7 protein-coding genes and 1 pseudogene are annotated in these 15294 nt (G+C 71.4%); 3 read left to right on the top strand and 5 right to left on the bottom strand.

From position 1 onward, the window contains the following. Both EAO71_RS19440 and EAO71_RS19435 read right to left on the bottom strand, forming a co-directional pair. Positions 1-398, bottom strand: a pseudogene (locus EAO71_RS19440) (HAMP domain-containing protein); the annotation flags it as partial. Further along, positions 395-1051 carry a response regulator transcription factor gene (locus tag EAO71_RS19435; protein WP_147978866.1) on the bottom strand — a complete coding sequence of 219 codons (657 nt, stop codon included), beginning with the start codon at positions 1049-1051 and terminating at the stop codon, positions 395-397. The pseudogene EAO71_RS19440 and the gene EAO71_RS19435, both read right to left, overlap by 4 nt. A gap of 133 nt (positions 1052-1184) precedes the next feature. Here EAO71_RS19435 and metG point away from each other — a divergent pair, with 133 nt between their 5' ends. Continuing rightward, positions 1185-2804 carry a methionine--tRNA ligase gene (gene metG / locus EAO71_RS19430; protein ID WP_147978865.1) on the top strand — a complete coding sequence of 540 codons (1620 nt, stop codon included), beginning with the start codon at positions 1185-1187 and terminating at the stop codon, positions 2802-2804. Positions 2805-2904: 100 nt separating this feature from the next. On the opposite strand, the gene EAO71_RS19425 is transcribed toward metG, so the two are convergent. The 3 genes from EAO71_RS19425 to aspS form a co-directional block, all read right to left on the bottom strand. Then, on the bottom strand, positions 2905-3900 hold the full coding sequence (locus EAO71_RS19425) for an NUDIX hydrolase (protein ID WP_147978864.1): 996 nt from the start codon (positions 3898-3900) through the stop codon (positions 2905-2907). Then, positions 3897-9941 carry a P-loop NTPase gene (locus EAO71_RS37775; protein ID WP_187282708.1) on the bottom strand — a complete coding sequence of 2015 codons (6045 nt, stop codon included), beginning with the start codon at positions 9939-9941 and terminating at the stop codon, positions 3897-3899. The genes EAO71_RS19425 and EAO71_RS37775 overlap by 4 nt, the downstream gene beginning before the upstream one ends. A gap of 168 nt (positions 9942-10109) precedes the next feature. Then, a complete protein-coding gene (gene aspS / locus EAO71_RS19415) occupies positions 10110-11930 on the bottom strand; it encodes an aspartate--tRNA ligase (protein WP_147978863.1) in 1821 nt (606 codons plus the stop codon). A gap of 134 nt (positions 11931-12064) precedes the next feature. Between aspS and EAO71_RS19410 the strand changes: the two genes are divergently transcribed. Beyond that, a complete protein-coding gene (locus EAO71_RS19410) occupies positions 12065-14215 on the top strand; it encodes an ATP-binding SpoIIE family protein phosphatase (RefSeq protein ID WP_147978862.1) in 2151 nt (716 codons plus the stop codon). Between the two features lie 224 nt (positions 14216-14439). After that, positions 14440-15252: an MBL fold metallo-hydrolase gene (locus EAO71_RS19405; RefSeq protein ID WP_147978861.1), complete on the top strand. Its 813-nt coding sequence runs from the start codon at positions 14440-14442 to the stop codon at positions 15250-15252. Positions 15253-15294 lie beyond the last annotated feature (42 nt).

Raw genomic sequence — 15294 nt, 5'->3', positions numbered from 1 at the left:
CGCAGGTCCCGCTCGGCCAGCCGACGCGCCCGCGCGGTCATCTCGTGCACCGGACGCAGCACCCGCCCGGCCGTCCACCACCCGACGACGACGGCGCACATCGCCATGACTACGAGGGACAGGCACGACCACATCAGCATCTGCTCGCCGGCGGCCCGGCTGACGTCGTCGCTGAGCTGGTACGCGGAGACGCTCTGCACGGGCGCCTCGGAGAGCGGCACCGCCCGCACCACCCGGACGCGCGCCGCGATGGCCTCCGCCTCCCCCTCCGTACCGGCCCGGGAGAGCAGGTTGACCACGCCGAGCAGACAGCCGCCGAGAACCACGAAGACGGCGCCGTAGACGAGCGCGATCCGGGTGCGGATGGTCGACCCCGAACCGATCGGTCCGCCGCTCACAGCACGTACCCCACGCCCTGCACCGTGCGGATGAGGCCCGGCTCGCCCAGCTTGGCGCGCAGCTTGCTCATGCAGACCCGCACCGCGGCGGTGAAGGGGTCGGCGTGCAGGTCCCAGGCCCGTTCGAGGAGCTCCTCGGCCGAGACGGGGGCGCCGTCCGCCTCCAGCAGGATCTGGAGCACGGAGAACTCCTTGGGGGACAGGTCGAGGTCCCGCCCGTCCCGCGCGGCCGTCCGGCGGACGGTGTCCATCAGCAGCCCGCCCTTCTCCAGGAGGGGCGGGACCGGCGGCCGGGCCGCCCGGCGCCGCAGGGCCCGCACCCGCGACACCAGCTCCGGGAACTCGAAGGGCTTGCCCAGGTAGTCGTCGGCGCCCAGGTCGAGACCCTCGACCCGGTCCTCCAGTCCGGCGGCCGCGGTCAGCATCAGGATCCTGGTCCGGGACGCCCCGGCGACCAGCCGGCGGGCCACGTCGTCGCCGTGGACGCGCGGCAGGTCACGGTCGAGGACGACGACGTCGTAGTCGTGCAGCCCCAGGTAGGCGAGGGCGGCGTCGCCGCTGTAGACGGTGTCGACGGCGAAACCGGCCCGCCGCAGTCCGGTGGCGACCAGCTCCGCGAGGACCACCTCGTCCTCGGCGACCAGTACTCGCATGTCTCGCGTGTCCGTTTCCTCGTTGCTCCGCATGAGGCTTTCTACGCCGGGGAACGTTTCGCGGACGTCTCCGTGCTCCCGCCGCCGCTTAACGATGTGAGTGGATCTTCGCCAGGCCGTTAGGATTTCGACCATGGCGGCCACTGGATCCGAGAAGCAGGGGGCGAACGACGTGAAGTCGTACTACGTGTCGACCCCCATCTACTACGTCAACGACGCTCCTCACCTGGGCCACGCCTACACGACCGTCGCAGGCGACGTGCTCACGCGCTGGCACCGTCAGCGCGGCGAGAAGGTGTGGTACCTCACCGGCACGGACGAGCACGGTCAGAAGATCATGCGCACCGCGGAGGCGAACGGGGTCACCCCGCAGGAGTGGTGCGACAAGCTCGTCCAGGAGGCGTGGAAGCCTCTCTGGGAGCACCTGAACATCGCGAACGACGACTTCATCCGGACGACGGAGAAGCGTCACACCGACCGCGTGCAGGAGTTCGTGCAGGACCTGTACGACAAGGGCGAGATCTACAAGGGCGGATACGAGGGCCCGTACTGCGTGGGCTGCGAGGAGTACAAGCTCCCCGGTGATCTCATCGAGGCCGAGGACGGCACGAAGCTGTGTCCGGTCCACAAGAAGCCGGTGGAGATCCTCAAGGAGGAGAACTACTTCTTCAAGCTGAGCGAGTACGGCCCGCGGCTGGTCGAGTTCTACGAGGCGAACCCGGACTTCATCCAGCCGGAGTCGGCCCGCAACGAGGTCCTGAACTTCGTGAAGCAGGGCCTGCAGGACCTCTCGATCTCGCGCTCCACCTTCGACTGGGGCGTCCCCGTGCCGTGGGACGAGAAGCACGTGATCTACGTGTGGATCGACGCGCTGCTGAACTACGCGACGGCCGTGGGCTACGGCACGAACCAGCAGAAGTTCGACGAGACCTTCCCGGCGAACGTCCACCTCATCGGCAAGGACATCCTGCGCTTCCACGCGGTGATCTGGCCGGCGATGCTGATGGCTCAGGGCCTGCCCGTCCCGGGCCGGATCGCGGCCAACGGCTGGCTGATGGTCGGCGGCGAGAAGATGTCGAAGTCGAACCTGACCGGCATCAAGCCGCAGGACCTGACCTCGCACTTCGGCGTGGACGCCTACCGCTGGTACTTCCTGCGCGCGATCGCGTTCGGCCAGGACGGCTCGTTCTCCTGGGAGGACTTCGCCGCCCGCTACACCTCCGAGCTCGCCAACGACTACGGCAACCTCGCCTCGCGCGTGGCGGCCATGGTCGGCAAGTACTTCGAGGGCGCCCTGCCGGCCGCGACGGCCGACGGCGACGCGGAGAAGGCGATCCACGAGGGCCTGGCCGCGGCCGTCGCCACGGCCGACCGGAAGATCGGCGAGGAGCTGGACTTCCAGGCCGGCATCCTGGCGATCTTCGACTTCGTGAAGCAGGTCAACGGCTACATCACGGAGCAGGAGCCCTGGAAGGTCGCGAAGGACGACAGCGAGGCGGGCCGCGCCCGCCTGGCGACGATCCTGTACACGGCCGCCGAGTCGCTCCGCGCGGTCGCGGTCCTGCTCAACCCGGTCATGCCGGAGACCTCCCAGAAGCTCTGGGAGTCCCTCGGCGCCGAGCCCGCCCTGGGCCCCCTGGCCGACCAGCCGGTCCAGGACGCCGGCACGTGGGGCACGCTCCCCGCGGGCGCGACGGTCACGAAGGGCGCGGTGCTCTTCCCGCGCCTGGAGGAGCCGAAGAAGGACCAGTGAGTCACCGGAAGGAGGGGACCCCCGGGCGGGGTCCCCTCCTTCCGTCTTCCGTGTTCCGCCCCGCCCCGCGCTCCGCGCCCGACCGCCGGGGAGGGCTCGGTCACAGGAGCAGCGGGATCAGTGACACGACCAGGCCGATGACGCCCACCGCGAGACCGGCGGCTTCCCAGGGGCGGTCCCGGACGACCTGGCGCAACGTGCGGCGCAGCGGATCGGGAACGCTGAGCGGAAGGCCGGTGAGGCCGCCCGGGAGGCCGGCGTCCAGCCGGGCCAGCGCGGTGACGTTGAGGCTCGCGCGGCCGATACGGAATCCGGGGTCGAGGACCTCCTCCTCGGCGGCCCAGTGAGCGCCCGGCCCCAGCAGCAGTCGCTCCGCATCGGTTCTCAGCTGGAAGAACGTGACGCGGTATCCACTGACGGCACCGAAGGTGCGGGACGGCTGGACGGCCTCGACGGTCCCCAGCTCGGTGAGGACGTCCCGGTCGGCCCGATGGCGGTAGCCCGCCAGCTCCTCCTCGAGTTCCCGGATCGCCGCGGCCCGGTGATCGGCGTCCGAGGCACGGACGTGGCCACCCGGCAGCTGGTACTGGCGAGCCCGTTCGTCGTACTGGAAGAGGTACCGGGCCCGGCCGCCGCCGCCCCGGTGCCGGGCCTTGACGACGACCTGGACGACCTCCACCTCGCGCAGCGGCACGGCGTCGGCGTCCAGGGCGAGGCGCCTGCTCTCCGTCAGGTAGAGGAACTGCGGTCCGGCCAGCACCTGGCCGTCGGTGTAGGGGCCCGCTTCCGTGCCCGCGCGTTCCCAGTTGTCGAGGACCGCGTGCCCGGAGCGGATGTAGGCGGCCAGACCCCGCAGGAAGTACGCCGCGGCCGGGCTGATCACCGCCACGGCCGGAGCACCGGACGGTGTCGTCTCCTCCCGCAGCACGCCGAACGCTCCCACGAGCGCCAGCACGGTGGGCACCGCGGTCGCCGCCTCCGTGGGTGCCAGTCCCGCCCTACGCCCCAGCTCCTCCACCGTGACCGGGGCGGTCCCCTCCTGGGCCGCGACGCAGTCCAGCAGGGCGGCCGTACTCGTCCGCGAGACGTCCGTCACCGGGTCTCCCCCTCCTCGCCCGACGAGGACTCGGGCCGTCGCAGACCGTGCACGTCGGGCCGGATCTCGAAGACTTCCCAGCCGTGGGCCGCCGCGAGCCCCGGGAGGCGCCGTCCGGAGATCACCCTCTTGTAGGTCTCGGAGCCCCACAGGGCCCGCAACCGGCTGCCGACCCCGGTGAGCGGGGCCATCCCGCCCTCGGCGGCCAGCGCGGCGACGACCTCCTCCAGGTCCTTCGCGACGTCCGGCTCCACCGGAGGAGCCGTGGATGCCTCCGCGGGCCCCCCGTCCTCCGGCGCGCCCACCGGCGCCGGCACGGCGTCGCCCACGAACCGGGCCACCTCGTGACCGGGGCGTTCCTCCCGTACCTCCCAGCCCGGCTGCCGCTCCAGCCAGCGCTTCAGGGAGCGGCCCACGGTGCTGTCGTAGTCGTCGGCGAGCCGTTCCCGCAGGGCGACCCCCACCGACGCCAGGGTGGCCTCCTGCCCCCGGGCCTCGATCGAGTCCACCGCGTCCCTGAGGAGCGAGTCGGCCTGCCGCCGCACCACGTCCGGGAGGGGCGGCTTGCCCACCAGCTCCCAGCCCGGTTCCTTCAGGATCCTGTTGCGCAGCGACCTCCCGCCGTGGGGACCGACGACCCGCGTGAAGTCCTGGCCGAGGGCGGACTTGAGCGCCCCCATCACCGCGCCGAAGGTCGGGGCGGCGGTACCGTCGCGCTGCCGCAGGCCGTCGACCGCCGCGCCCAGCGCCTCGCCGAACCGGGGCAGCGGCTTGCCGGAGCGTGCCGCGGGCACCCGACCGCCCACGGCGGGCAGGCTCACCCGGCCGAACACGGCCGTGGTGGCCGGCGAGAGCGTGGCCGTACGGCCGCTGCCGTCGCGCCGGAGCCAGTCGAGACCGCTCCACAGCCCGGACAGGTCGCCGAGGCCGAGCCGTTCGGCGAGCGGCAGGCATCCGGTGAACCGGTCCTCCAGCCACTCGGCCATCTCCGCCTCGGACACACGGTGGGCGCCGCCCCCGAGCCGGGCCTCCAGCTCGTCGCGCAGGTCGCTCTCGATCCGCTCCAGCAGCGCGTCCTCGGCGATCAGCTCGTCGTCGACCTTGGTGGAGTTGAGCGGCAGCAGTTCCACCTCGCGGGCCAGGCAGCCGCCCCGCTGGTCCAGCTCGCGCTCCATCCACAGGAGCTGCCCCCGCAGGGGGACCTCGCCCGGCGGGCTGACGATGTCCTCGAAGTGCAGGGTCGCCCACTGCTCGTCGGCGTACACCACGGTCACGGTTCTCTTCGCCTCGTAGACCTGCAGGACGCGTCCCAGGACCTTCTGTCCGGGCCGGACGACCAGGCGCTTGGGCGCCGCCTGTCCCGTGCGGGCGACCGGTTGCCGGCGCGGCACGGCCTCGCCGAGCCGTATCTCCGGATCGTCGCCGCCGCCGATGTAGTGGACCTGGTTCGAACGCTCCAGGAGGGCCTCGACGTCGGCCGCGTCGTACCGGTACCGGGCACTGACCCGTTCGGTCAGCGCCGACAGCCGCGGCGTCTGGTCCACCTCCTGCCAGGCCTTGAGCAGGGACAGGATGTAGGCCAGCTTCTGGTCGTCGCGGATCTGCGCGGCCCGGGCGGACAGCGCGTCGGTGGACACCCGCGCCTGCTCGGGAGCGGCCGGAGCCGGCACCGCGGCGGGCAGGGCGGCCGGTCCGATCGCGTCGCGCGCCGAGACCGCGTGCGGCAGGTGTCCCCTCCGCACCTCCCACGCCTGGAGACCGTCCGGACTCATGCCGAGGAAGAAGTTGACCTCTGTGTTCTCGTCGCCGTCGGGGAGGAACTCGCCGCGGTTGGGCACGAAGAAGGCGGTCACCGAGCCGTCCAGCTTGATGTCCCCGCTCCAGGGGTTGCGCATGACGTCGATGAGGCCGTTGACCCGCTGGAGCTGGTCGGTGTGCTTCCAGAACGTCTTCTTGCGGTCCCACTCGCCGAGGTCGCTGTCGGCGATCACGGGGTACCACTGGGGCCCCTTCGCCAGCCACAGGTACGACCACTTGGAGCGGCCGAAGACCAGCTCGCGACTCTGCTGCTGTTCGTGGCGGAAGGGTTCGACGTGGTTGCTCCGCGTGGTGAACCACAGGTGGAACAGGAGGCAGTAGCGGTAGTAGTGGGCGCGCCAGGACGGGAAGCGGTCCGACCACAACTGGAGCTGGGACAACGCTTCGTTGACGTCGAACTCCGGCAGCTGCTTGTACGCCTCGAACCAGAGTCGGTAGTCCTCCTCGCGGCAGTCGTACCGGGCGAGGTTCTGCCGGGCCAGCTCCGCGACGCGCCTCAGCTCCGCATGGCCCAGGTTGCGCCAACGGCCCTCCCCGCGGAGGTAGTAGGCCTGGGCGAGGGCCCGTTGCACCATGGGAGTCGACCGCCGCCCGGTCACGGCCACCTCCCACATCTCCACGACCGCGTCCAGGTCGCCGTACAGCTGCCTGATGTCGGCCCGGCAGCGCACGACGTAGCTGTCCTGGTCGTCGAGCGTGCCGTAGGCCTGCGTCGCCTCGTGGAGCAGTGCGTTGGCCTCGCCGACCTTCTCGGCCACCCAGTCCCCGGCAGCGGTGTCCAGCTCCGCGATCGAGCGGATCCGGGCGGCGGCCTTGAACGTCTGGGCGACGGTGATGATCGTCTGGACGTGCGTGATGTAGCCGTGCAGGTTCTCGCGGTTGAGCCGGCGGGAGGTCTCGAAGCACTCCACGGTGCGCTCGTAGTGCTCCTCGACGGCCCTGCGCACGGCCGTCACCCCGCGCGGCTGGGCCCGCTTCAGCTCCTGCTTGAGGATGCCCCGGCGGGTGAGTCCCAGGGTGTGGTGGTGGATGAAGTCGTTCTCGGCGAGCGCGACGGCGCGCGACACGTACTCCTCCGCCTTGTCGTACTCGCGGTCCAGCCCGTACATCTGGTGGCGTCCGAGGTGGTTCCAGAAGTGCGGCTCGTCGGGAATGTGGTGGGTCAGCGACCTGAGCACCTCGTGGGCCGAGTTGGTGTCGAGGCGCTCGATGAGCGGGGCGAAGTAGCCGCGGTCCTCCACACCCTCCACGGTGCCGCCCTGCCGCTCCACGAACATCTGTCGCAGCAACACCCGGACCGGGTCCGACGACACGTCGGTGGTGTGGGCGAGGGCCTCGATGAAGTCGATCGACTTGTCCTTGAGGTAGTACTCCCAGCGGTCGTCGTTGAGCAGTCCGGCCAGCACCTGTTCGGCGATCAGCTGGTGCTGCAGCCGGACCCGGCCGGAACGCACGGCCACGAGCCGCGCGGCCTCCGGCCCCAGCACGTCGGCGAGCTCCAGGTACGAGGTGGTCGAGGAGTGGCGCATCAGCTTGTGGACGAGTTCGCGCTGCAGGCCGGTGTTCGAGAAGACCGTCACCAGCGCCAGGTACAGCATCACGTCGCCCGCCCGACCCCTGACCTGCTCCAGATGGGTCTTGACGTAGTCGGAGAGCTTGGTGAACTTCCGCTCGAAGGTGATCAGTCCGTAGAAGAAGGGCGTCCGGTAGCGCTCGTACTGTTTCCGGGAGAGCTGCTTGAGCTGGCCGATCCGGGCGGGTTCGAGGACGAGTTCGCTGTACCGCCGCTCGAAGTCCCGTGTCTCCGTGGCGTTCAGGGACTCTCCCACCTCCAGGGTCCCCTGGCCCGCGTCGCCGACTCCCCGGCGGACGTAGAGCACCGTCACCCGGGCACCGCGCTTGGCGAGCTCCTGGTAGAGCGCCTCACGGTCCGACTCGCTGAGGTCCCCCGACTCGGCGACCAGGAGCACCGGCGTCTGCGTCCTGCTGTAGAGCAGGTTCAGCCGGTCGGCGATGAGCGGGACACGGGCGCGGTCGACGGTGACGCCGTGCGGCAGCACGGCCACCGGGTACTCGTGGTGCAGGTCCCATGCGGCGCGCAGCGCCACCGTGGTCCCACCGGTACCCGGCTTGTGGTGCAGCAGGACGGTTCGGGTGCGGTGCTGTTCCAGCGTGTCGCGCAGGGTCGCCACCAGGCTCTCGGTGACCGTGCGGGGCACGTCACGGCCGACGTCGAGATCGGCCCAGCTGATCAGTCCGCCGCGCCAGAACTCGTCGTTGTGGCGGTTCCCCGACGGCGTGACCGTCAGCTCGATGCCGTCGTGGAGCACGACGAGATGCTCCCGGAGCTTCTGCATCGTCTCGGGCGAGATCGCCGCCGTGCCCTTGTCGAGGGCCGGCACGGTGAAGTCGACCTGCTCCGGCGCCATCCCGAGCGTCTCCGTGAGCCGGTCGAGCAGGGCCGGGAGCGGCAGCGGCAGCGATGTGCTCTCCACCCCCGTGCCCAGGGCCGACGGTCCCACGTGCAGAAAGGTGCCGTGGCCCTGAAGGCCCTCGTCCACGGCCTCGATCACACGCAGCAGCCGGTCCCGTTCCGTGCCCGGCGCGTTCCGGCCGTCCCCTTCCAGGACCACGACGAAGACCGGGGTGTCTCCGACTGCCTGCCGGAACGAGGAGGCCGACTGGCGTACCGAGCCGAGGCGCCGGTATCCCCAGTTGCGCAGGTCGTCGGGGGGCTCGTTGCGCAGGACGGAGCCGACGGCCAGCATCCAGGCGGTGCCGCGGGCGTAGTCGACCATCGGCTGTTCACGGGTGTAGAGGTGGACCGCGCGCTGGGCCTCCAGCACCGGACCTGCCCGGTGGCGCAACCCGTCACCGTCCGAGCGAGGATCGAGGTCCACGACCAGCGACCACGGAATCCGTCCGAGCGAGGCGACCGTGGCGGCCTGCGGCATGCGCTCGGCTATCAGGACGTAGCGGGCGGCGTGCGGGGCGAAGCCCGAGGTCGTCTCCCACAACGACTGCCAGAGGTCCTCCTCGGCCTCCTCCCGGCGTCGGCGGTCGGAGTCCGAGTCGGTGTCGGTGTCGGTGTCGGTGTCCGGTGACGACGCTGCCTCGTCCTCACCGAGCACCCCGTTGTAGCGCAGGGCGTAGTACCCGGCGTAGGCGAGACAGAGCCGTGCCCGCGAGCCGTCCGAGGGGAATCGCTGCGCCCACAGGAGCCCGGCGATCATCCGGACCAGCAGGAACTGGTGGTTGAGCTGGTCCAGCCGACCCTGCTGACCGGAGATCCACTCGTGCGCACCCCGACGGGACTCCTCCAGGAAGCCCATGAGCCAGTCGGTGTCGTCCGGCACGGACCGGCGGACGGCGTCCTCGGCGCTCTTCAGACAACGGGCGAGGACCGCGGGCGAGAGGTCCGGCATCAGATTGACCAGAACGCTGACCTCCAGATACGCGAGGTCGAACCCGACGGCTCCGGAGTGCGCCCGGGCGAGGTCGACGATCGAGTACCCGGTGTCGGTGTCGGCCCGCTCGTCCACCGGCACGAGGAGGTTGCCGGTGTTGAGGTCGCCGTGGCAGGTGCCGTACATGACGCGCTGCGGCCCGGCCTGTTCGGGACCCAGGATCTGCCGGGGGTCCAGGAAGGCGAGGTCGCCGCTGACGGTCGTCCGGCCGCCGGGGAAGAACGCCTCGGCGGCGTCGAGGCAGGCGGTCGCCCGATCCGGCCCCACCAGGTCGACCAGCAGCTCGTGCGGGGTCTTCCGCCGCATGTCGTGCGGCGCGGACCAGGCGGTCAGCAGCTCCACGGACAGCCGCCGCGCGGTCCGCAGCAGTCCGGTCGAGCGGGTGCGTGGGGAGACGTAGCGGCGCAGGCCGCCGCCGGCCGCCTCGTGGAGGGTGACCACCAGGCGCTGCTCGCCCTCCCCCGTGGGATGGAGATGGACGAGGCGCGGGATGTGGTCCCGGGCGAAGTCCTGCGAGGGCGCCCTCAGCAGGTCGTGCGCGGCCCGGACGTTCGGCTGGGTCTGCCGGTCGTCGTCCGGCCCGACCCTCAGGACGTAGATGCCCGGCGCCAGCTCACTGGTGTCACCGCTGATGTCGACCCCGGCCACCGCCGCCCCGGACCGCCCCTGCGGCAGGGGGATCAGCTCCCACTCGGCGTGCGGTAACCAGAGGCGTAACGCCTCCTCGGCCGCCTGCTGCTGAGTCTCGGTCCCCATGCGCGTCTCGTTGCCCACACTTCCCCCGACAGATCGAGCGAACACCGTGCGTCGGTTGTACCACCGGCAAATTCCGCGTGCCCAGACATCGGCACCATCCCACCCGGAAAAGCACGAAAGGGCCCGGACCGCCTGCGCGGTCCGGGCCCCTTCGGGGATGCTTCCGCCCTAGCGGGCGGCGTCCGGGTGGACCGCGTCCGTGATCGGGCGGTCGTCGGCCGGCTTCTCCTTCGCGACCGGCTTGCGCAGCTGGATGTTCAGCTCGCGCAGGCGCGCCTCGTCCAGCTCCGTCGGGGCGCCCATCAGGAGGTCCTGGGCGTTGCCGTTGAGCGGGAAGGCGATGGTCTCGCGGATGTTGGGCTCGTCGGCCAGCAGCATCACGATGCGGTCGACGCCCGGGGCGATGCCGCCGTGCGGCGGGGCGCCGTACTCGAAGGCGCGGAGCATGCCCGCGAACTCCTGCTCGACCGTCTCGCGGGAGTAGCCCGCGATCTCGAACGCCTTGAACATGATCTCGGGCTCGTGGTTCCGGATCGCGCCGGAGGACAGCTCGATGCCGTTGCAGACGATGTCGTACTGCCAGCCGAGGACGTCCAGCGGGTCCTGGGTCTCCAGGGCCTCCAGGCCGCCCTGCGGCATCGAGAACGGGTTGTGCGAGAAGTCGATCTTGCCGGTCTCCTCGTCCCGCTCGTACATCGGGAAGTCGACGATCCAGGCGAAGCGGAAGACGTTCTCCTCGAACCGGCCGGCGCGCTTGGCGGCCTCGACCCGGACCGGGCCCATGATCTTGGAGACCTCGTCGAACTCGCCCGCGCCGAAGAAGATCGCGTGGCCGGGCTCCAGGCCGAGACGCTCGGCGAGGACCTTGACGTTCTCCTCGGTGAGGAACTTGGCGATCGGGCCGGTCAGGGCGTTGCCCTCGCCGACGCGGACCCAGGCCAGGCCCTTGGCGCCGAGGGAGACGGCGAAGTCGCCCAGGGAGTCGAAGAACTTGCGCGGCTGGTCGCCGGTGTCCGGGACGGCCAGGGCACGGACGTGCTTGCCCGCGAACGCCTTGAACTCGGAGTTCTCGAAGACGTCCGAGATGTCGACGAGCTCCAGGTCGGTACGCAGGTCGGGCTTGTCGTTGCCGTACTTCAGCATCGACTCGCGGAACGGGATCCGCGGGAACGGCGAGGTGACGTGACGCCCGCCGCCGAACTCCTCGAAGATCTCGGTCATGAGCTTCTCGATCGGCTGGAAGACGTCCTCCTGCTCGACGAAGCTCATCTCGACGTCGAGCTGGTAGAACTCGCCCGGCGAGCGGTCGGCGCGGGCGTCCTCGTCGCGGAAGCACGGCGCGATCTGGAAGTAGCGGTCGAAGCCGGAGATCATCAGCAGCTGCTTGAACTGCTGCGGCGCCTGCGGCAGCGCGTAGAACTTGCCCGGGTTCAGACGGGACGGGACCACGAAGTCGCGGGCGCCCTCGGGGGAGGTCGCGGCCAGGATCGGCGTCGCCATCTCGTTGAAGCCGAGGGCCACCATCTTGGAGCGGATGGAGGCGATGACGGCGGAGCGCAGCATGATGTTGCGGTGCATGCGCTCGCGGCGCAGGTCGAGGAAGCGGTACTCCAGGCGCCGCTCCTCGTTGACGCCGTCGTCGGCGTTGATGGTGAAGGGGATCTGCTTCGACGCGCCGAGGACCTCGATCTCGGCGGCCTCGATCTCGATCTCGCCGGTCGCCAGCTCCGGGTTGACGTTGTCGGCGCCGCGCGAGACGACCTTGCCGTCGACGCGGACGACGGTCTCCTTGGTCAGCTTGTCCAGGGCCTCGGCGGCCGCGGTGCCCGGCCGGGCGACGAGCTGCGTGATGCCGTAGTGGTCGCGCAGATCGATGAAGAGGATGCCGCCCAGGTCGCGCCGATTGTGCAGCCAGCCGCTCAGCCGGACGTCGGTGCCGACGTCAGAGGCGCGGAGCTCGCCGCAGGTGTGGGACCTGTACCGATGCATCGTCGTTCATCCAGTCTTCGGAATCTGTGGGAGCCCGGAAGGATCCAGGCCCGTCAAGGGTACCGGGCCACCCGGGATCGGCCTCCGGATACTCTCAGTGGCGACCGGCGGTCCGCTCTCCATAAAGTGGGGCAATGCGCACCGAGGACGTCCTGGCCGCGATCGCGACCGGCCTGTGGCGCTGGGACAACGCGTCCGGGATCGTCACGCTCGACGCCGAGGCGGCCCGGCTGCTCGGGCTGCCCGCCGAGCCCGCGCGGCTGACCGAGGCGGCCGTACGCTCCCGTTTTCATCCGGTCGACTGGAACGAGATCGACGGCGTCGTCCATCTGGCCGTCGTGGAGGGCACGCTCGCCGAGGCCCGGCTGCGGATCATGGACGACCGGGGGCGGGTGATCCGTACCGTACGGAGCCGGTCCAAGCCGCTGCTGGACGGCACCGACTACCAGCTCGTCGGCACGATCCAGGAGGTCGCCGAGCCGCAGCCCGGCACCGCCGCCCGCACCCCCGTCACCGGCGACTGGCGCCGTTCGCGCGAGGCGTTCCTGCTGGACGCGGGCCGGGCGCTGGCCGAGGCCCGGTCGACCGCCGAGGTGCTGCGGGTCGCCGCCTCGCTGTCGATGCCGGGGTTCTCGCCCGACGGGCTCGCCGTCTTCGGGATGGCGGGCGACCGGCTGACGATCATCGGCCACCACGGGCACAGCGCGGGCGACGAGGGCCCCTTCAGCTCGATGTCGCTGGACACCGACTATCCGGCCGCCGAGGTCACCCGGACCGGCCGGGCCATCTACCTGCCGTCGCCGCAGGAGTACCTGCGGCGCTTCCCGGTCACCTGGCCGCTCGCCCGGCGCTTCGGCCGCCAGTCCTGGGCCTACCTCCCGCTGATCGTCGCCGGGCGCACCATGGGCGCCTGGATGGCCGCCTTCAAGCACCCGGTGGCCTTCACCCCCGACGAGCGCTCGGTCCTCACCACCGTCGCCAGGATGCTCGCCCAGGCGCTGGCCCGGGCGGGTGTCGCCGAGTCCGAGCGGGAGCTGTCGCTCGGACTGCAGCGCACGATGATGCCGGTCCTCGGCCCCGGCCTCCCGGGCCTGCAGGTCGCCGCCCGGTACGTCCCCACCGGCGGCGGGCTGCAGGTCGGCGGCGACTGGTACGACATGATCCAGCTGCCCGGCGGGCGCATGGCCCTGGTCATCGGCGACGTCCAGGGGCACGACGTGCGCGCCGCCGGCCTGATGGGCCAGCTCCGCATCGCCCTGCGCGCGTACGCCTCCGAGGGCCACCGCCCGGACGCCGTGCTCTCCCGCGCCTCGCGCTTCCTCTACGGGATCACCGACGGCGAGGCTGACGGTCCGGGGTACGGCCCGGGATACGGCCCGGACGGGGACGGGCAGGCGGGCGCGGGAGCGGGGAACGGCGGCCCGCGCTTCGCGACCTGCCTCTACATGGAGATCGACCCGGTCACCGGCACGCTGGACATCGCCCGGGCCGGTCATCCCGACCCGGCGGTCCGGATGACCGACGGAACGGTTCTGCTGCGCCCGACGGCCGGCGGCCTGCCGCTGGGCATCGACCCGGACACCGACTACCCGACGACCCGGCTCACGCTGGAGCCGGGCGAGACGCTCATGATGTGCACCGACGGACTGCTGGAGACCGGCGGACACGACCTCGACACCGGCTGGGAGCGCCTGCGCGCGCTGCTCGAGGAGCACGACGGGAAGTCCCTCGAGGAACTGGCCGACCGGCTGGTGGAGGCCGTCCACGGTCCGGGCTCGCACCACACCACCGGCCCGCTCGCGGACCGTCGCGAGGACGACATCGCGGTCCTGCTCCTGTCGCGGCAGGGCCCGGCCGTCCCGCAGGCCCCGCGCCGCACGATGATGACCGTCGCCCAGGCGGAGCAGCAGCGCATCGCCGCCGCCCGCCAGCACCTGCGGCAGCTGCTGCACGACTGGAACGACGAGGACCAGGTCGACTCGGCGGTCCTGATGGTGTCCGAGATGGTCACCAACGTCCTCATCCACACGGACGGGGACGCGCTGGTGGTCGCCGAGGTGACCTGCGCCGGCGGGGCCCGCCGGCTGCGCGTCGAGGTCTCCGACGCCAGCGACGAGCTGCCCCACCGGCGGCATCCGGGGGAACTGGCCTCGTCGGGGCGCGGTCTGATGCTGATGGAGATGCTGGCGCACGCCTGGGGCGTGGATCCACGGGGCGAGGGCAAGTCGATCTGGTTCGAGCTGAACGAGCCCCCGGTGTCGCCGAACGGGAACGGCGCCGCGTAGGACGGTCCGGGCGCCCTCGGCCCGGGTCCACGGCGGGCGTTCCCGGGTGGACGCCCTCGGCAGGTGTCCGGGATCGGTGCCCCGGCAGGTGTCCGAGGTCGGTGCCCCGGCAGGTGTCCGGGATCGGTGCCCCGGCAGGTGTCCGGGGTCGCCGCCGCGCGGCGACCTGAGGACCGGAGGAGACTGGGTCTGGTACGGCCGCCGGGGGGACCACGGAGCCCGCCATGGATATCCACAGGGTCGGAAGCGACACCACCGTCCTGGCCGACAGTCTCGACGTACCGGGGATCGGCCACATCCCGGCCAACGCCTTCGTCCTCACCGCCCGGGAGCCGGTCGTCGTCGACACCGGGCTCTCCCTCGCCGACCGCGACTTCGTCGCCGCGCTCGGTTCGGTCATGGACCCCGCCGACGTGCGCTGGATCTGGCTCACCCACCCCGACCGCGACCACACCGGTGGCCTCTTCGACCTGCTGGAGGCGGCCCCGAAGGCCCGTGTGGTGACCACCTTCCTCGGCGCGGGGATCATGTCCACCGAGCGCCCGCTCCCGATGGACCGGGTGTACTTCCTCAACCCGGGCCAGTCCCTGGACGTCGGGGACCGCAGCCTGACGGGCTTCCGGCCGCCGCTCTTCGACAACCCGGCGACCGTCGGCTTCTACGACGAGAAGACGCGGATCTGCTTCAGCTCCGACTGCTTCGGCGGCCCGATGCCGTCCGCCGAACTCGCGGAGAGCGGGCATGCGAGCGACCTCAAGCCGGAGGAGCTGCGTGCCGCGCAGCTGCTGTGGGCCACGGTGGACAGCCCGTGGGTGCACATCGTGGACCCCGGGAAGTACCGGGCGACGCTCGCCCCGCTGCGGGACATGAACCCGGAGATCGTGCTCAGCACGCATCTGCCGCCGGCCGTGCGCATGACCGACGCGATGCTCGACACGATCACGATGGCGCCGGACCAGGACCCGTTCGTCGGGCCCGACCAGGTGGCGCTGGAACAGCTCCTGGCGTCCTTCGAGCCGGGCGGCCTGCCCGCCTGAGGCCCGGCGCGGGCGTACGGGCCGCGGCGGCGCACGCGTCGG

The sequence above is a fragment of the Streptomyces sp. MS191 genome, assembly GCF_008042125.1.
In the GTDB taxonomy this organism is placed as follows: Bacteria; Actinomycetota; Actinomycetes; order Streptomycetales; family Streptomycetaceae; genus Streptomyces.
This window is presented reverse-complemented; position numbering and strand designations above follow the sequence as displayed.

Excerpts from the sequence above, each read along its gene's own strand:
- aspS (WP_147978863.1), bottom strand. The coding sequence starts at position 11,930 with ATGCATCGGTACAGGTCCCACACCTGCGGCGAGCTCCGCGCCTCTGAC.
- EAO71_RS19435 (WP_147978866.1), bottom strand. The coding sequence starts at position 1,051 with ATGCGAGTACTGGTCGCCGAGGACGAGGTGGTCCTCGCGGAGCTGGTC.
- EAO71_RS19410 (WP_147978862.1), top strand. The coding sequence starts at position 12,065 with ATGCGCACCGAGGACGTCCTGGCCGCGATCGCGACCGGCCTGTGGCGC.
- metG (WP_147978865.1), top strand. The coding sequence starts at position 1,185 with ATGGCGGCCACTGGATCCGAGAAGCAGGGGGCGAACGACGTGAAGTCG.
- EAO71_RS19405 (WP_147978861.1), top strand. The coding sequence starts at position 14,440 with ATGGATATCCACAGGGTCGGAAGCGACACCACCGTCCTGGCCGACAGT.
- EAO71_RS37775 (WP_187282708.1), bottom strand. The coding sequence starts at position 9,941 with ATGGGGACCGAGACTCAGCAGCAGGCGGCCGAGGAGGCGTTACGCCTC.